The sequence below is a fragment of the Saccharothrix sp. BKS2 genome, from assembly GCF_047689505.1.
Taxonomy (GTDB): domain Bacteria; phylum Actinomycetota; class Actinomycetes; order Mycobacteriales; family Pseudonocardiaceae; genus Actinosynnema; species Actinosynnema lopnurensis.
In genome coordinates, this window is the sequence record NZ_JAUQOL010000011.1 from 292,179 (window position 1) to 310,584 (window position 18,406).

Annotated in this window: 8 protein-coding genes; 2 read left to right on the forward strand and 6 right to left on the reverse strand. The window is 76.6% G+C overall.

Annotated features, from left to right (window positions below):
* Positions 1 to 48 precede the first annotated feature (48 nt).
* Positions 49 to 1,203: an SGNH/GDSL hydrolase family protein gene (locus Q5530_RS24480; RefSeq protein WP_415365090.1), complete on the forward strand. Its 1,155-nt coding sequence runs from the start codon at positions 49 to 51 to the stop codon at positions 1,201 to 1,203.
* A 135-nt stretch (positions 1,204 to 1,338) separates the two neighbouring features.
* The gene (locus Q5530_RS24485; protein WP_415365091.1) at positions 1,339 to 2,160 is read left to right on the forward strand and encodes an SGNH/GDSL hydrolase family protein; all 822 of its coding nucleotides are present in this window, start codon (positions 1,339 to 1,341) and stop codon (positions 2,158 to 2,160) included.
* Between the two features lie 43 nt (positions 2,161 to 2,203).
* On the opposite strand, the gene Q5530_RS24490 is transcribed toward Q5530_RS24485, so the two are convergent.
* From Q5530_RS24490 to Q5530_RS24515, 6 genes are read right to left on the reverse strand one after another with little or no spacing between them, the layout of a single operon-like run.
* Complete coding sequence (locus tag Q5530_RS24490) at positions 2,204 to 3,940, reverse strand: ABC transporter ATP-binding protein (protein WP_415365092.1); 1,737 nt, start codon at positions 3,938 to 3,940, stop codon at positions 2,204 to 2,206.
* 45 nt (positions 3,941 to 3,985) lie between these two features.
* Positions 3,986 to 5,188 (reverse strand): glycosyltransferase, encoded by a 1,203-nt coding sequence (locus tag Q5530_RS24495; protein ID WP_415365093.1) that lies wholly within the window; start codon positions 5,186 to 5,188, stop codon positions 3,986 to 3,988.
* A complete protein-coding gene (locus Q5530_RS24500) occupies positions 5,185 to 5,988 on the reverse strand; it encodes an alpha/beta fold hydrolase (RefSeq protein ID WP_415365094.1) in 804 nt (267 codons plus the stop codon). Before Q5530_RS24500 ends, Q5530_RS24495 begins: the two co-directional genes overlap by 4 nt.
* Positions 5,988 to 6,296 (reverse strand): acyl carrier protein, encoded by a 309-nt coding sequence (locus tag Q5530_RS24505; RefSeq protein ID WP_380639222.1) that lies wholly within the window; start codon positions 6,294 to 6,296, stop codon positions 5,988 to 5,990. Before Q5530_RS24505 ends, Q5530_RS24500 begins: the two co-directional genes overlap by 1 nt.
* A complete protein-coding gene (locus Q5530_RS24510; RefSeq protein WP_415365095.1) occupies positions 6,293 to 11,020 on the reverse strand; it encodes a beta-ketoacyl synthase N-terminal-like domain-containing protein in 4,728 nt (1,575 codons plus the stop codon). The genes Q5530_RS24505 and Q5530_RS24510 overlap by 4 nt, the downstream gene beginning before the upstream one ends.
* Entirely contained in the window at positions 11,017 to 17,985 is a 6,969-nt protein-coding gene (locus tag Q5530_RS24515) for an SDR family NAD(P)-dependent oxidoreductase (protein WP_415365096.1), read from the reverse strand. The genes Q5530_RS24510 and Q5530_RS24515 overlap by 4 nt, the downstream gene beginning before the upstream one ends.
* Between the last annotated feature and the right edge of the window lie 421 nt (positions 17,986 to 18,406).

Sequence of the window (18,406 nt, forward strand, 5' to 3'; positions counted from 1 at the left end):
CACGTTCCGACCGGTCTTCGCTACCGTCGCCCTGGGAACGCTCCCAGCATGTCGAGCACCGAGGCCGACGACCCGCCGGCGACGCCTCGCGGAGGGATGGCGATGCACCTCACCCGTCGGTTCCGGTTCGCGGCCCTGGTCGCCGCGGCCGCGGTCGCCGCCACCGCGGCCCCCGCCCACGCGACCCCCGGCGCCCTCTCCCGGGCGCACACCGCGGGTCGGGTGCAGAGCGGGCCGGACCTCGTCCGGTACACCTGGCCGGGCGTCTACTTCGAGGGCCGCTTCCGCGGCACCGGGGTCGGGGTGGTGCTCGACGACCCCCACAACGACTACGACGTCCAGGTGGACGGGACCACCGTCGCCACCCTGGTCACCCCGGGTCGGACCACCCACCGGATCACCGGCCTGACCGACGCCGAGCACCGGGTGCGGCTGGTCAAGCGCACCGAGAGCCCGTGGGCCGCGGGCGCGTTCGGCGGTTTCACCGCCGAGCCCGGAGGCCGGCTCCTGGCGAAGCCCCGGGCCCGGCACCGGCGGATCGAGTTCATCGGCGACTCGCTGACGGCGGGCTACGGCAACACCTCCACCACGCGCGACTGCTCGGCCAACGGCGGGGTCGCCCGCAACACCAACACCGACCTCGCCTTCGGCCCCCTCACCGCCCGCGCCCTGGGCGCGGACTACCGGGTCAACGCCCAGTCCGGGCTCGGCATGGTCCGCAACTACAACGGCGGCGACCCCGGCGTCACCTTCCGCACCTACTACGACCGGGTGCTCCAGCACCTGGACGAGAGCCGACGCGGCCACGACGGGTGGCGGCCGCAACTGGTCGTGATCGGCCTGGGCACCAACGACTTCTCCACCGCGATCAACCCCGGCGAGCCGTGGACCGCGGAGAGCCTGGTCACCGCCTACCGGACGGCCTACCACGGGTTCCTGGACCGGCTGCGCCACCGGTACGGCCCCGGCACCACCATCGTGGTCGGCGCGACCGCCGCGGGTGGCACCACCGCGTTCGCCGACGCCGCCGAGCGGGTGGTGCGCGAGCGCAACGCCCGGGGCGACGACCGGGTCCGCTACTGGTACTACGACGACCCGAAGCTGGACCGCCTCGGCTGCGACTGGCACTTCTCGCTGCACGACCACCGGATCATCGCCGGTCTGCTCACCGAGCACCTGGCCGGTCTGCGCCTCCCCTGGTGAGCGCCGCCCCCTCGGGATCCCGCACCATTAGTGACAAATTCACCCTTTGCCACCCTTTGTGGGGTATTCACCCACAACATCAACTGTTAGTCCTGAAAGGGTCCGCTCCACCCAACCCCGATGGAGACGAGATCCATGCGCGCACCACGGGCCCTGTTCCCCGTACTGCTGGCGCTGATCGCCACCGCGGTCATCGCCGCGCCCGCCCAGGCGGCGCCCCTGGCGGGCAAGTACGTCGCCCTCGGCGACTCCTACACGACCGCCCCCGGCACCCGCACCTACGACAACCCCAACGACGCGTGCCGCCGGGGTCCGCTGACCTACCCGCGGCTGTGGGCCGCGGCCCACCCGTCCGTGGCCTTCGTGGAAGCCGCCTGCTCCGGCGCCACGACCACCACCATGATGACCGACCAGCTCCCGCTGGTCACCGCGGACACCACGCTGATCACCCTCCAGGTCGGCGGCAACGACGTCGGTTTCGTCGACGTGCTGACCAACTGCGTGCTGACCATCGACGACCGCGACTGCGTCAACGGCGTCGAGCTCGCCAAGCAGGCCGCGAACGCCTACCTCTCCCCCGGCCTGGCGCAGCTCTACGCGGCGGTGCGGGCCAAGGCGCCGTCCGCCCGGGTCATCGTGGTCGGCTACCCGCGGCTCTACACGATCCGCGGCTCCTGCGGCATCTTCGGGCTCAGCGACACCGAGCGCACCGCGCTGAACTCCGCCTCGGACACCCTGTCCGCCATCATGGCGCAGCGCTCGGCCGAGGCCGGGTTCACCTTCCTCGACGCGCGGCCGGTGTTCGACCCGCACTCGCTGTGCTCCAGCGGCAGCAAGTGGGTCACCAGCCTGGAATGGGACAAGATCAACGAGTCCTACCACCCGAACGTGGCCGGTCACCGCGACGGCTACTACGCCACGCTCAACTCGCTGACCGCGGGCATCACGGGCGCGTGACGGGAACCGGGGCGCCCGCCGCGCGCGGGCGCCCCGGCCCGGCTCAGCCACCGGCGGGCACCAGGAGCTGGGTGGTCGCCAGCTCCCGGTACAGGCCGTCGACCGCGACCAGCTCCGCGTGCGTGCCCGAGGCCCGCACCTCGCCCCGCTCCAGCACCACGATCTGGTCCGCGTCGGTCACCGTGGACAGCCGGTGCGCGATCAGCACCACCGTGCAGCGCCGGGACGCCTGGTCCACCGCGTCGCGCAGCGCGTGCTCGTTGCGGGCGTCGAGCTGCGCGGTGGCCTCGTCCAGCAGCAGCACCCGCGGTTTGCGGAGCAGGGCGCGGGCGATGGCCAGCCGCTGGCGCTCACCGCCGGACAGGGCCACGCCGCGCGTGCCGACCTCGGTGTCGAGCCCGGCGTCCAGCCGCTCCACGAACTCCAGCAGCCGCGTCGCCCGCAGCGCCTCCTCGACGTCCGCCGCGGTGGCGTCCGGCGCGGCGTAGAGCAGGTTGTCGCGCAGCGTGCCCGCCATGACGGGCGAATCCTGCTCCACGTAGGCGATGAGCCTGCGCAGCTCGGCGCGCGGCATGGTGGTGACGTCCACGCCGTCGACCCGGACGGTGCCGCCGGTGGGCTCGTAGAACCGCTGGAGCAACGCGAACGCGGTGGTCTTGCCCGCGCCGGACAGGCCGACCAGCGCGGTCTGCGTGCCCGGCGCGACGGTGAAGGACACCCCGCGCAACGCCGGCTCGCGGCCGGGGTAGGCGAACTCCACGCCGTCGAACTCCACCGCGGGCGGCGGGCCGTCCGGCGCGGCCACGGGCAGGTCCACGTCCTCCTCGACCGGCATCCCGCGCACCTCGTCGATGCGCCCCACCGCGCCCAGGCCCTGCTGGAGCACGCCCAGGCCCGCGGCCAGCGACCCGATCGGCGAGGCCAGGTAGAACACGTAGAGCAGGAACGCGATCAGCTCCGGCGCGGTCATCCCGCCCGCGGCGACCAGCGCGCCGCCGACGCCCAGCACCGCCAGGAACGCGCCCTGGATCGCCACGCCGGTCAGCACCTTCACCACGGCCACGTACTTCGCGCCGACCAGCCCGGCGGCGTACGCCTCGTCCACGGCCGCGCCGGCCAGCGCGGTCTCCCGGGCCTCGGCGCCGTTGGCCTTGACCGTGCGGGCCGCCCCGAGCGCGCGGTCCAGCGCCGCGCCGACCGCGCCCACCGCGGACTGCGCGCGGGCCACCGCGACGCGGATGCGCGGCAGCACGACCAGCAGCAGCACCGCCACGAACACGATCACGCCCGCGGTGACACCGAGCAGGCCGACGTGGACCGTCGCCATCATCGCCACCGCGCCGAGCGTGGTGAGCAGGCCGTTGGCGACCATCACCAGCCCCTCGGTGGCGGCGTTCTGCACCAGCGTGCTGTCGGAGGTGACGCGGGCGGTGAGGTCGCCGGGCGGGCGGCGGTCCAGCTCCGGCACGCGCAGCCTGATCAACCGGAACACCAGGTCCCGCCGCACCTGCCGGACCACCCGCTCGGCGGTGCGCTGCTGCCACCACGACTGCACGCCGGTCAGCGCCGCGCCCGCGACCACCAGCGCGGCCAGCAGCAGCACCGGCCGCAGCGGCGGCTCGCCCGTGCCCAGCGACTCCAGCACGTCCCGGGCCACCAGCGGCTGCACCAGCCCGCAGGCGCTCGCGGCCAGCACGAGCAGCAGGCTGCCCAGCAGGACCGCCCGGTGCGGCCGGGCGTAGGTGAGCAGCACGCGCAGGGGCTTGGCCGGTTCAGTCATCTTCGGTCCCGGGGAGGTCGGTGGGGCGTCGGGGAGGAGCGCGGCTCAGCGGCCGGTGGCGGTGGGCGCGGGCAGGGCACCGGTGGGTGCGGGCAGGGCGGCGGTGAGCCGTTCGAGGTGGTCGGCCGCCGCGCTCGCGCCGCCGGCCTCGCGGAACGACCGGCTGATCGCCGCGGCGGCGGCCCGGTGACCGCCTGCCGGGTCCAGGACGACGTCCAGCGCCTCGCCCAGCCCCTCGGCGCCCACCCGCCCGAACCGCACCCGCACGCCCGCACCGGCCGCGACCACCTGGTCCGCCACCACGGGCTGGTCGTCGCGGATGGGCGCGAGCACGAGCGGCACGCCGTGCCACAGCGATTCGCACACGGTGTTGTGGCCCGCGTGGCACACCACGGCGGCGCACCGGGCCAGCAGCTCCAGCTGCGGCACGTGCGGGAGCACCAGCACCTCCGGCGGCGCCTCGGCCAGCACCCCGCCGGGGTCGACCACGACGCCCTGGAGGTGCGGCCGCGCCACCAGGGCGGCCGCGGCGGCGGCCAGGAAGCGCCCGCCCGCGTCGACGTTCGCCGTGCCCAGGCTGACCAGCACCACCCGCCGGTCCGCGGCCAGCAGGTCCCACGGGAACTCCCCGGCCGGCCGGGCGGTGACGGCCGGGCCGACCAGCCGCACCCCGGCGGGCAGGTCGACGTCCCCGACCAGCGCGCGGGTGGTGAAGCCGATCACGCCCAGCGGCGGGTGGCGGGGGTCACCGACCGCCGCCGGGTCCCCGATCCGCGACCGCAGGGCGCCGAGCAGGTCGGTCAGCCAGTCGCGCACCTTCGGCAGGCCCGCGAGCACGTCGACCAGCTCCGCGGAGGTGCTGGCCGACGCCGCGCACGGCACGCCCAGGCGCTCGGCCACCAGCGGCCCGGCCACCGCGTGCTGGTCGGCCAGCACCAGGTCCGGGCGGAAGTCCGCCACGGCCGCCGCCACGCCGTCGGCCATCGCCTCGGCCAGCGGCACGAAGAAGTCCCGCCACAGGAACCGGAACGCGGCCGGGCCGGTGAGCCCCGGCGGCCGGACCAGCCCCCCGGAGGGCGGCAGGTCGCAGTCGAACACCCGGGCGCCCGGACCGGCGAGCCGGCGCACCAGGTCGGCGTGCCCGGCCCAGGCCACCTCGTGCCCCCGGTCCCCCAGCTCCGCCGCCACCGCCATCAGCGGGTTGACGTGACCGACCAGCGGCGGCACCACCAGCAGGAACCGGCTCACCCGGTCACGCCCGTCAGCGCGTGGTGGTCGCGCACCCACCCCAGGACCAGCTCGCGGGTCTCGTGCGGGCGCTCGATGAGCACCGAGTGGCCCTGGTCGGGCAGCACGACGGTGCGGCAGTCGGACAGCCTGGCCTTCAGGTCGGGCACCTGGGCGGCCAGCCCGGACCGGTCGCCGAAGACCGCCAGCAGCGGGCAGCCGAGGGCGGACAGGTCGTCGTCGATCACCCGGCTGCGCGGCACGTCCTCGGCCAGCGTGGTGGCCTCCAGGATCCGGCTCGCGCCCCGGGACAGCCGGGCGGTGTGGGAGCCGTGGTTGGCCTCGATCCAGCCGATGACCTCCTCGCGCGCGAGCCTGGCCTTGGCGTCGGCCAGGCCGTCGGCCATGTGCTCCAGCCAGGTCGCCACCGGCGGCTCGGACTCGATCATGGTCACGGTGGCCACGCGCTTCGGGTGCCAGGCGGCCAGGCCCGCGGCGACCGTGCCGCCGAACGAGTTGCCGACCACGTGCACGGGCCGGGTCTCGGGCAGGGCGTCGAGCAGGTGCGCCAGGTCGTCGACGAACTGCTCCAGCCGGTAGCCGGTGGCCGGCCGGTCGCTGCGGCCGTGCCCGCGCAGGTCGTACATCAGCACGTCCACGCCCGCCGCGGCGAACCCCGGCCCGACGGTGAGGTAGTAGCTGGCCAGGCTGTCGGTGAGCAGGCCGTGCACGAACACCACCACCGGCACGTCCGCGCCACCGCCCGCGGCGGGCAGGCGCTGCACGTGCGTGGTGATCCCACCGGTGCGGAGCTTCGCCATCACGCCGCCCGCAGCTCGTCGACCACGTGGTCCACCAGCTGGCCGACGGTGAGCCCGATGATCTCGTCCAGCTCCAGCTCGGCCACGAACTCGGCGAAGTTGACCCGGTCGCCGTAGTGCTCGCGCAGCGCCGCCGACAGCGTCACCAGGTCGATGCTCTCCAGCTCCAGGTCGCCGTGGAAGGTGGCCTCGCGGGTGATCTCGACGTCGTCCAGGCCCTGCTCGTCGAGCAGCTCGCGCAGCATCGCGGTGATGTCGTCGAGCACGGCCCCGGGGTCGGTCGCGGGCGTGGTGGTCTCGGTGCTCATGGTGCCTCTCCTCGTTGTGCGGTCCACGCGACGACGTACCGCCGCGGCGGCAGGCCCGGCGGGTTGACCAGGTCGCGGACCCGCACGGTGTACGCCGCGCCCGCCACCTCGACGCACAGCTGGTCCCCGGTCGCCGACACGACCCCGGGTTCCTCCGGTCCGGTGCCGCACCGCGCGGCGACGGCCTGGGCGGCGGCCCGGTGGGCGGCGGCCCAGCGGTTCGGGTCGCCGGGTGGGTTGTCGGGTGGGCCGCCCGGCAGCGCCCGCCGCGCCGGGTCGGGGACCCACTGGTCGGAGACCGGCCGGCCGGAGACCGGTTGGTCAGGAACCTGCTGGTCGAGGACCTCCGCCACCCCGATGCCGCAGGGCCCGCGCGCGGCGAGCGCCACGCCGACCTCCGCGCGGTGGGCGATCGAGACCTCGATGCCGGACACGTCGCGCCCGTGCACACCGCGCAGGCGGGGTCGGCCCTCGTCGTCGTCGTCCACGGCCACCTCGGCGGGGTAGACGTCGCCCACTCCCCCGCGCCACAGCACGGTGCGGGCGGCGTCCTTGGCGGCGATGCGCCCGAGCAGCCACTGCCGTCTGCGGCTCGGCGGCTGCGCCTCGTAGGCGTCGCGCTCGACGCCACCCAGGACGTTGCGCATGACCAGTTCGCGCGTCGCCAGGTCCGGCCACCGCTCGTGCACGACGGCACAGCCCTCGTCGTCCACCGCGGACAGCGTGTGCGCGCCGGGGAACCGGTCCACGGCGCGGATGTTCGGGTCGGTGTCGAACCGGCGGTCGGTCCAGCCGGTGATCCGCGCCCACACCCGGCCGTGTTGGGAGAGCTGGACGTCCGCGGTCACGGTGAGGTCGGTGACCCCGGTGATCCGGACGTGGCAGTCCAGCGGCCCCTCGGGGCGCGGGCCGTGCAGCACGAGGCGGTCCAGGCGGGTCGGGAAGACCGTGGTGCGCTCGGGCAGCACGGCCATCACCCAGTAGCCGAACAGCTGGCCGACGTTGTCCAGCAACGCGCCCGGGGTCGGCAGGTCCGCGAGGACGCCGCGCACGTGCCGGTCCCCGATCGCGGTCAGCTCGGCCACGCCCTGGAACAGCGGGCCGTGGAACATCCAGCGCTCGTCGTAGAGCTGCCGGGCGGTCAGGTCGGGGGTGCGCTCGGGGGCGTCGAGCGGCCACGGCTCGGGTGGCGGGGCGTACCGGTCGCCCAGCTCGACGACCGCCCGCGAGTACCCGGTCAGGGACACCTCGACGCGGTCCGGGGCGACCCGGCGGACGGAGACGGGGAGGTCGGCGGCGGGGATCGCGGTGATCCACTTCAGCAGCCGCACGTCGTGCACGGCCACCGCGCGCCGGCCCGGGGTGGCGCGTTCGGCGAGGTCCATCAGGTGGGTGATGACGGTGGTGGCGGGGACGATGGGCCAGCGGTCGGCCTCGTCCGGCCAGTCCGGGCGCTGGCGGAAGAAGCAGTGGTCGCGCAGGTAGGGCATCTCGTCGAGGCTGACGCGCAGGACCGACGACACCTGCGGCACGGGGGTGGCGGAGCCTCTCGGGGCGACGCGGCCGGGCGGGGCGAAACCGGGCGGGGCGACCAGGGCGGGCGGGACGGAGCCGGCCGGGACGGGGCCAACAGGGACAGGGCGGGTCGGCGCGAGACCGGCCGGCGCGGGACCGGTTGGGACAGCGCCGGCCGGGGTGGAGCCGGTCGGCGCGGAAGTGGCCGGCACAGGGGTAGCCGGCGCAGAGGTGGCCGGGACGGGACCGGCCGGCGCGAAATTGGTCGGCGCGGGGGTCGCCGGGCGCGGGACCGGGAGGCGGGTCGCGGTGCGTGCCGCCGAGGCGCGGGCGCTGATCAGCTCGGCCGCGATCCCGGCGGTGTCGTGCAGGAGGGCGGACAGCTCGGCCGCCAGCGGGTTCCCGGCGAGACCGGCCAGGGGGTCGCCGGGCAGGCCGACCGGGTGCGGCGGCACAGCTACCCGGTGCGGCGGCGCGGCCACCGGGTGCGGCGCCGCCGTCATCGGGTACGGCGGCACAGCCACCGGCCGCGTGCGCGCGGCGGCCGGGCCCAGCTCCGCCCGCCGGTCCTCCGGCAGGGAGACCAGGGGGTTGCCCAGCTCCAGCCGCACCGGGGCGCGGCGCGCGGCGCGGACCGGCGCGCGGGCGGGCAGCAGCGGACCGGCGTCGGCCTCGGCACCGTGCGCCCACAGGGCCGTGACCACCCTCCGCAGCTGCGCCAGGCCACCGTGCGCGGACACCACCAGGTGATCCCGGCCCGCCAGGGTGTCGTCCACCAGCGAGCCCAGCTGACCCGGCCCCACCTGCACGAAGGTCCGGAAGCCGGCGTCGTGCATCGCGCTGGTGAGCGGACGGAAGCGGACGGGTTCGAGCAGGTGCCGGATGAACAGCTCCCGCACCGCGCCCGGCTCGTCCGGGAACGGGGCCGCGGTGGTGGCCGACCAGACCGGGGTGGAGGCCGGGCGCAGGGTGTAGCCCTGCGCGGCCTCGCGGATCGGGTCCAGGTAGGGCGCGAGCATCGGCGTGTGGAAGCCCGAGCGGAACGGCAGCACCCGGCTGATCACGGCCTGCGCGCGGAACCGCCGCACCACCGCGTCCACCTCGGCCTCCGGGCCGCAGACCATGGCCTGGCTGGGCGCGTTGTCGTGGGACAGCACCACGCCGGGGTGCTCGGCCAGCGCCTCGACCACCCGCTCCGCCGAGGTGCCGATGACCGCGAACACCACGCCGGGCACGCGCAGCGCCCCGGGGTCGAACGCGGCGAGGAACGCGTCCACCTCGTCCGGGGCGTGGATGCCGCCGGCCGCCATCGCGGTCCACTCCCCCACGCTGTGCCCGGCCACCGCGTCCGGCACGACGCCCAGCCCGCGCAGCGCGGCGTCGAGCACCCGGCCGACCTGGAACACCGCCACGCCGTGCCGCCCGACGTCGCCGACGCGCGTGCCGCCGTCGACCGACCAGGGCAGGCCGAACCGGCGCGCCACGTCGGCCACGGCCGGTTCGAACTCGGCCTCCAGGCCGGGGAACAGGAACGCGGTCCGCCCGCCGAGCGGTCGCGGGCTGAACCACACGTCGCTGCGGCCGCGCCACGGCACGCCCTTGGCCACCGCCTTGCGGGCCAGCGCGAGCTTGCGCGGCGTCGGGTCGACGATGCCCAGGCGGCACGGTTCGCCCACGGCGGCGCGCTCGTCCAGGCCCTCCGCCCCGGCGTCCAGCAGGTCCAGCAGGTCCGCCGGGGAGGCGGCGGCCAGGCGCAGCACCCGCGTCGGCTCGGTGACCGCCACCCGGGCGGTGGCGGCGGGCGCCTCGTGCAGCACCACGTGCGCGTTGATGCCGCCGAACCCGAAGGCGTTGACCGCCGCCCGGCGGGGCGCGCCGCTCGCCGGGGGCTCCCAGGACCGGGCCCGCGCCAGCGGCTCGAACCGGGTCGCGGCCAGGGCGGGGTGCGGCTCGTCGCAGTGCAGGGTCGGCGGCAGCACCCGGTGGTGCACCGCCAGCGCGGCCTTGACCAGGCCCGCGATCCCGGCGGCCGGCATGGTGTGGCCGATCATCGACTTGACCGACCCGAGCGCGGCGCGCGGGCCGTCCGCCGGGCCGAACACCTCGGCCAGGGTCTCCAGCTCCGCGCCGTCGCCGGCGGGGGTGCCGGTGCCGTGCGCCTCCAGCAGGCCCACCGCGTCCCGCTCGCGCGGGTCCAGGCCCGCCGCCTCCCACGCCTGGCGCACCGCACGCACCTGGCCGCCCGGGTCGGGGTTGAGCAGGCTCGCGGACCTCCCGTCGCTGGCCACGCCCGTCCCGGCGATCACCGCGTACACCCGGTCGCCGTCGCGCTCGGCGTCGGCCAGCCGCTTGAGCACCACCACCCCGGTGCCCTCGCCGATCAGCACGCCGTCCGCGCCGCGGTGGAACGGGCGGATGCGCTGGCTCGGGGACAACGCGCCGAGCTGGCTGAACACGCTCCACAGCGTGATGTCGTGGCAGTGGTGCACCCCGCCGGCCAGCACCACGTCGCACCGGCCGCCGGTCAGCTCGCGCACCGCCTGGTCCACCGCCACCAGCGACGACGCGCACGCCGCGTCCACCGTGTAGGCCGGGCCGCGCAGGTCAAGCCGGTTGGCCACGCGCGAGGCGGCGAGGTTGGGCACCAGGCCGATCGCCGACTCCGGGGCCTCGGGTCCGAGCTGGTCGGCGAAGGCCGCGCGGACCCGCTCCAGCCGGTCGTCGTCCAGCTCGGGCACCAGCTCGCGCAGCGTGCGCACGACCTGGTTGGCGGTGCGGACCCGCTGGTCCAGCCGCACCAGGCCGGGCGTGAGGTAGCCGCCCCGGCCGAGCACCACCCCGACCCGGCGGCGGTCGGCGGGCAGCACCGCGTCCCCGCCCGCGTCCGCGATGGCGTCGGCGGCGACCTGGAGCGCGATCAGCTGGTCGGGCTCGGTGCCCGGCACGGACCCCGGCATCACGCCGAACCCGGCCACGTCCACCGCGGCTTCGACGAACCCGCCGCGCCGGCAGTACACGCGGTCCGCGCGCCGCGGCCCGGCCGGGTCGTAGAACTCGCCGTCCCACCGGTCCGGCGGCACCTCGCCGATGGCGTCCACGCCGTCGACGATGTTGCGCCAGTACGCGTCCAGGTCGGGCGCACCCGGGAACAGCACCGCCATGCCGACGATCGCCACGGCGTCCGCGGTCTGCGGGACCACCCCGGTCACCACCCGGAGGCGGTGTAGACGACGGCGTGCTCGTCGGCCGGGCCCCACGCCAGCTCGCGCAGCAGGCACAGCGGGCCCTCGTCGGGGTCGATCAGCGAGATGCCGCGCGCCGCGTAGGACCGCATCAGCTCCGGCGTCACCATGCCGCCGCCCGCCGCCGCCCACGGTCCCCAGTGGACGGTCAGGCCGCGCCGACCGGGCCGGGACCAGCGCCGGGCCAGCTCCTCCAGCGCGTCGTTGGCCGCCGCGTAGTCGCACTGGCCGCGGTTGCCCAGGGCCGCGGCGACGCTGCCGAACAGCACGGCGTAGCGCGGGCCGTCCGGCAGGGTGTCCACGGCGTCGAGCAGGGTGCGCGCGCCGTCGACCTTGGTGCCGAACACCCGCCGGAACGACTCCACGGACTTCTCCGCCACCAGCTTGTCCTCGATCACGCCCGCCGCGTAGACCACCGCGTCGAGCCGGCCGTGGTCGTCGTGGACGCGCTTCACCGTGGCGCGCACGGCTTCCGCGTCGCGCACGTCGACCGCGTGGTAGCGCACCGGGCTGCCCAGGGCGGTCAGGTCGGCCAGGGTGGTGCGCACCTCGCGCTCGGCCAGCAGGGCGGACACCGCCCGCTCGATCTCGGCGGGCGAGGTCAGGCCGCGGCCGATGAACGCCGACCGCAGCACCGCCCGCTCGGTGAGGCCGGCCGTGGCCGGGTCCTCCGGCCCGGTCGGCGCGGGGGTGCGGCCGAGCAGCTCGACCCGGCACCGGCCCGCCGCGGCCAGCGACCGGGCGAAGCGTGCGGTGATGCCGCGCGCGCCGCCCACCAGGAGCACGACCGCGTCCCGGTCCAGCCCGGCGGCCTCGGCCTCGGCCGCGCCGTCACCGGCGGGACCGGCCCCGGCGGCGGCGACCGGGCCCAGGTCGGTCACGGCGAGCCGCAGCCCGCGCCGGCCGTCGCCGGCCAGCACCACCGGCTCGTGCTCGGTCGCGCCCAGTTCGGCCAGCAGCGCGGCGGTGACGTCGGCGCCGTCGGCGACCTCGACCAGGGTGGTGACCACGTCCGGGTACTCGCGGGCCAGGGTGCGGAAGAAGCCGCGCAGGCCGGTCGCCGCCCCGGCGCCGCGCCGGTCCACGGCCAGCAGGCCGCGCGGACCGGCCGCGAGCAGCGCCTGGAGGACAGGGAACTCCTCGGGCAGCAGGGACTCCGCGGCGTCGAGCGCGCCCAGGTGGACCACGAAGGAGCCCGCCGGGTCGGAGACCACCTCGACGCCGGCCGCGCGCAGCCCGGCGGCCACCTCGGCGGAGCCCGCGCCGACCAGCACGACCCGCGCGCCCCGCACGTCGAGCGACGGGGCGGGCAGCTCGAACTGCTCGAACACCAGGCGCTTCGGGGGGATCACCACGGCGGCGGGACCGGGGGTGGAGGCGGGGGTGGGGGTCGAGCCAGGGGCGGAACCGAGGGCCGAACCGGGTGCGGGCAGCTCGGCGGCAGCGGGCGCGGCGGTGCCGGTCACCCGTGCGCTGATCAGGTCCGCGATCGCCGCCGCCGTGCGCGCGGCCGCCAACGCCTCCATCCCCGAGCCGTCGCCGAGGTCCAGGCCCAGCCGGGTCGCGATCTCGCCGGCGATCTCGGTGCGCTTGATGGAGTCCACGCTCAGGTCGGCCTCCAGGTCCAGCCCCGGCTCGACCATCTCCACCGGGTAGCCGGTCCGCTCCGCCACGACCAGCACGACCGTGCCCAGCACGTCGACGGGTCCGACCGCCGCGGGAACCGCCACAGGCGCGGTGAGCAGGCCCGACAGCGCCTCGGCCAGCCCGGCGGCGGTGCGCGCCCGCGCCAGGTCGTCCAGGCCGGTCGTGCCGTCCAGCGGGAGCCCGAGCCTGGCCGCCAGGTCACCCGCGATCTCCACCCGCTTGATGGAGTCCACGCTCAGGTCCGCCTCCAGGTCCAACCCCGGCTCGACCATCTCCACCGGGTAACCGGTCCGCTCCGCGACCACCTCGACCACCGCCGCCAGCACGTCCACCGGCCCGGCGGCCACGGGCTCGACGGCAGGCGGCGCAACGGCAGGCGGCGCAACGGCAGGCGGCGCAACGGTGAGCGGCGCGACCGCCACGGGCTCGACGGTGACCGGCAGGCCGGTCACCGCGACGGGCGGCACCGGGACCCCGGACGCCCCGAAGTAGGTCATCAGGACGTCCCGCTGCGCCGCGATCAGCTCCCGGCTGGTGCGCAGGAAGTCCGCGATCACGGCGTCCGAGGACGCCGCCGGGGTGTGCTGCTCGGGCACGAACGCCTCCGTGACACGTCGGGCGGGTTGCAGGGCGCCGGGCTGGGCGGTGCCGTCGGCGCGGCGCACCAGGTGGCCGTCGACGGTCCAGCCGGGCGCGGCGGGCAGGGCGGCCGGGTCGACCGCGTCGCGACCGCGCACCAGCGGGCCGGTGCGCACGTCCACCCCGGCCACGGCCAGCCGCGCCAGGGCGGTGAGGAAGCCGACCAGGCCGTCACCCAGCGGCACGGTCCGGTGCGGGCGGTCGCCGAGCACCGCGTCCACCAGGCCGCTGAGCACCCGACCCGGCCCGACCTCGACGAACACCCGCGCGCCCGCCGCGTGCATGGCCTCGACCTGCTCCGCGAACCGCACGGGCGCGCCGATCTGCGCGGCCAGCTCGGCGCGCACCCCGGCCACCGAGGCGGGGTAGGTGCCGGCGGTGCGGTTGGACCACACCGGCAGGGTCGGCTCGCGCAGCGGCAACGTCTCCAGCACGCGCCCGAACGCCTCTCCCGCGCCCGCCACGAGCGGGCTGTGGAACGCGCACGCCACCCGCACCGGCTTCACGTCGAGCCCGGCCGCGCGCAGCTCGTCGACCGCCCGCGCCACGGCGTCGGAGGGCCCGGAGACCACGGTTTGCCGGGGCGAGTTCCGGTTGGCGGCCACCACCGGCAGGTCGCCCAGCACGGCCTGCACGCGCTCGGCGTCGGCGGACACCGCCGCCATCGTCCCGGGGTCGCCGTCGCGGACCGCGGCCAGGATCGCCTCGGCGCGCGCGGCGCTCGCGGCGAGCAGGTCGGCCGGCGCGAACACCCCGGCGGCGGCCAGCGCGGACAGCTCGCCGTAGCTGTGCCCGGCCACCAGGTCCGGTCGCACGCCGACCGCGGCCAGCAGGTCCGTGGCGGCCAGCTCGACCACGCCGAGCGCGGGCTGCGCCACCCGCGTGTCGGTGATGCGCTCGACCTGCTCGGCCCGCGCGCCCTCGTCGAACGCCGCCGGCGGGTAGAGCACGTCCGCCCACCGGGCGCCCAGCCGCAGGTGCCGCTGCACCTCGGGGAACGCCACCAGCAGCTCGGCCATCATGCCCGGCCGCTGGCTGCCCTGGCCGGGGTAGAGGAACGCGACCTCGCCCGCCGGTTCGCCGTCGGCGTGGAACACGCCCTCGGTCCGCTCCCCCGCGACCGCCGCCCGCAGCTGGTCCACGTCCGCGGCGACCACCGCCAGCCACGCCCGCTCACCGCGGGCCGCCGCCACGTCGGCCCGCGTCGCCGCGCGCAGGGCGAGGTCGCGCAGCCGCGCGCCGGGTGCGTGGCCCAGCAGGTCGGCCGCCGCGCGCCGGGCCGCCGCCGGGTCCGCGCCGCGGAAGACGAACAGCTCGGCCGGCCACTGGTCCAGGGCGTGCGCGGCGGGCGCCTGCTCGTGGGCGCGCACCACCACGTGGAAGTTGGTGCCGCCGAACCCGAACGCGCTCACGCCCGCGACCCGGTCGGCCGCCTCCGCCGCCCACGGCCGCGCCGCGGTGTGGAAGGCGAACGGGCTGCGGCCGGGTTCCCACGCCTCGTTGGGGGCGCGCAGGTGCAGCGTGGGCGGTTTGACGCCGTGGTGCACCGCCAGCACGGCCTTGATCAGCCCGGCCAGGCCGGCGGCGCACTTGGTGTGCCCGATCTGCGACTTGACCGAGCCGAGCGCGCACGAGCCGGGCTCGGCGCCCGCCTCGGCGAACACCTCGGTGAGCACCCGCAGCTCGGTGCGGTCGCCGACCACGGTGCCGGTGCCGTGCGCCTCCACCAAGCCGACGCGCGAGGGCGGGATCCCCGCGTTGCGGTAGGCGCGGGTGAGCGCGGCGCGCTGCCCCTCGGGGCGCGGTGCAGTCAGGCCGAGGGCGCGGCCGTCGCTGGCGCTGCCCACGCCGTCGATCACCGCGTAGACCCGGTCGCCGTCGCGCACCGCGTCGTCCAGCCGCTTGAGCACCACGCACGCCACGCCCTCGCCCAGCGCGATGCCGTCGGCCGACCGGTCGAAGGTCGCGGAGCGGCCGCTGGGCGAGAGCGCGTGCACCGAGGAGAACAGCAGGTAGTCGTTGATGCCGTTGTGCAGGTCGGCGCCGCCGCACACGACCAGGTCGCTGGTGCCGGTGACCAGTTCCTTGCAGGCCACGTCGACCGCGGTCAGCGAGGACGCGCACGCGGCGTCGACGGTGTAGTTGGCGCCCCCGAGGTCGAGGCGGTTGGCCACGCGCCCGGCGATGACGTTGGCCAGCATCCCGGGGAAGGAGTCCTCGGTCAGCCGGGGCAGCTGCGCGTCGAGCGCGGGCGGCACCTGCCCGAGGTAGGAGGGCAGCACGGTGCGCAGCGTGGTGGCGTTGGACAGGTCGCTGCCCGACTCCGCGCCGAACACCACGGACGTGCGGCGGTGGTCGGCCCCGGTGTGCGGGTAGCCGGCGTCGACCAGGGCGCGGCGGGCGACCTCCAGCGCGAGCAGCTGCACGGGCTCGATCGCGCCCAGCGACGCGGGCGGGATGCCGTAGCCCAGCGGGTCGAACGGGATGCGCGGCAGGAAGCCGCCCCACCGCGAGGGGGTGCGCTCGCCGTCGCCCTCGGGGTCGTAGTAGACCCCCGGGTCCCACCGCTCGGCGGGGACCTCGGTGACGCTGTCGCGGCCGGCGAGCACGTTGGCCCAGAACGAGGCCAGGTCGGGCGCGCCGGGGAACACGCAGGCCATGCCGACCACGGCCACGCGCAGCGGCTCGGGCCCGGGTTCGACGACCGGTTCGGCCAGGGCCGCGCGCACCGCGCCCGCCCGGTCCCGCAACCACCGGGCGGCGGACGCGCCGACCGCCTCGTGCAGGTCGGCGACTGTGGTGACGGCGTCGCGCAGCACGCTCACCTCACCCGCCATGAACATGCCCTCGGCCAGCTGCCGGTCCTCCGCCACCGGGCGCAGCTCGTCACCGACGCGCTCCAGGCCCTTGCTGGCCAGGCGCAGCCGGCCGACGTTGAGCCGCTCCAGCCGCTCCCACGCCTCCCGGTCGGGCACGCCGTCGGCGCGCAGCTGCTCCCGCAGCGCGGTGAACTCCCCGGTGAACCCGCTGCTCACGCACCGGGTGGCGTGGCCGGGGGCGGTCTCCAGCAGGTCGGTGCGCGCGGCGGCGACGACCTGCCGCTGGAACACCGGTCCGATGGCCCCGGTGTCGACGGCCTCGGCGGTGAACAGGTAGGCGGTGCCCATCAGCACGCCGACGCCGACGCCCGCGCGGGCCAGCGGCGCGGCGAGCGCGGCCACCATCGCGGCGGACCGCTCGTCGTGCACGCCGCCGGCGAACAGGACGGTCAGGTCGTCGGCCGCGCCGCCCGAGGCCAGGTGGTCGAGCAGGACGTCCACCTGGGACTCCCACAGCGGGAAGCTGTTGCGCGGCCCGACGTGGCCGCCGCACTCCGCGCCCTCGAACACGAACCGCCGCGCGCCCGCCGCGAGGAACTGCCGCAGCAGGCCGGGCGAGGGCACGTGCAGGAACGCGGCGATGCCCGCGGCCTCCAGGTCGGCCGCCTGGGCGGGCCGCCCGCCCGCGATGATCGCGTGGGTGGGCCGGACCTCCCGCACCACCTCCAGCTGCGCGGTGCGCACGTCCTCGGCGGCGAAGCCCAGCACGCCGACACCCCAGGGCGCGTCGCCCAGCTCGGCGCGGGTGCGCTCCAGCAGCCCGCGGGTCTGCGCCGCGCCGGACAGGGCCAGCGCGAGGAAGGGCAGGCCGCCGGCCGAGGCCACCGCCGCGGCGAAGCCGGGCCGGTCGCTGACCCTGGTCATGGGGCCCTGCGCCACCGGCAGGGCGGTGCCCAGGTGCCGCGCGCCCGTCGAGCCCGCTCCGAGCACGGCGGGGGCCGCGTCGTCGGCGAGGGCGGCCAGCACGGCGTCGCGGACCGCGCGCACGGCGGCGCCGGGGGTGCGCCAGCGGCGGGCGAACACCGTCGCCAGGGCCACGTCCTGCCCGACCGGCAGGAACTGCTCGCGCGGGTCGTCGGCCCCGAGCCGGTCCCCGATGCCCTCGGCGGGCAGCTCCGGCGCGCCGGGGCCGCGTCGGCGCAGCACCCGGAAGCCCTGGTGCAGCACGGTCTCGGAACCGTCGAGGCCGTCGAGCGCGGCGGTGACCTCCAGCGGCAGCCCGGCCTCGGGGTAGCGCGCGAGCTGGGTGTCGAGCACGACGCCCGCCGCGCCGCCGGCGACCGCGGCCGCGGCGGTGTGGGGTCCGATGCCGCCGGCCGCCCACACGGGCACGTCGACCGCGGCGAGCACCTGTTGCAGCAGCACGAAGGTGCTCAGCTCGCCGACCCGGCCGCCGGCCTCCCGGCCGCGCACCACCAGACCGGCCGCGCCCGAGGCCACCGCGGACCGGGCTTCGCCCAGGTCGGTGACCTCGACCAGCACGCGGCGGCCGGGGAACTCGTCGGGCCGGCGGACCGGGTCGGCGAGCAGCACGGTGCCCGCGCTGTCGGGCAGGTCCACCTCCGGGCAGCCGGGGCGGACCCGGACGCCGAACGACCCGGCGGTCCACCGCGCGGCCAGGTCCAGCGCGTCGGCCACCGCCCGGGGGTCACCCGCGGGCAGCTCCAGCACGCCGAGCCCGCCGGCGCGGGCGACGGCGGCGGTCAGCCGGGGTGCGGGGCGGTGCACCGGGTTCAGCGCGATGACGAGGTCGGAACGGTTGACCATGCATTACTCCCGGCAGCACGCTTCGGCAGAGCCGATGACGTGGAGTAGTGAAGGCAACCCGGTCCGTCGCGGTCAACGCCCCGAACCCTTGTCCTCACCCTTGTGAACATGTCAAGGCCGGTGCTTGTTGCTTTCCGACAAAGCAGCGCCGATCTGCGGTGTTCTCCACCGGAGCCCGGATGCGGTTCACCCGCGGACACGGCCGCGTCATCGCGTCGACACCGAAGTATTACGCGCAAACGGGAAAGTGTGATGCAACGCACACAGGTGCGACCACATCGGTGTAGGTCATTCGCAGCAGCGGCCTTGTAACCCGATCGGACGCACCCACTTCGGTGGGTGGACAACCTGCCCTACTGAGCGGTAACGGCGGCCTGGCCAGGGCTCGCCGGGGGTGTGCCGGGGTGTGCCGGAGCCGGGC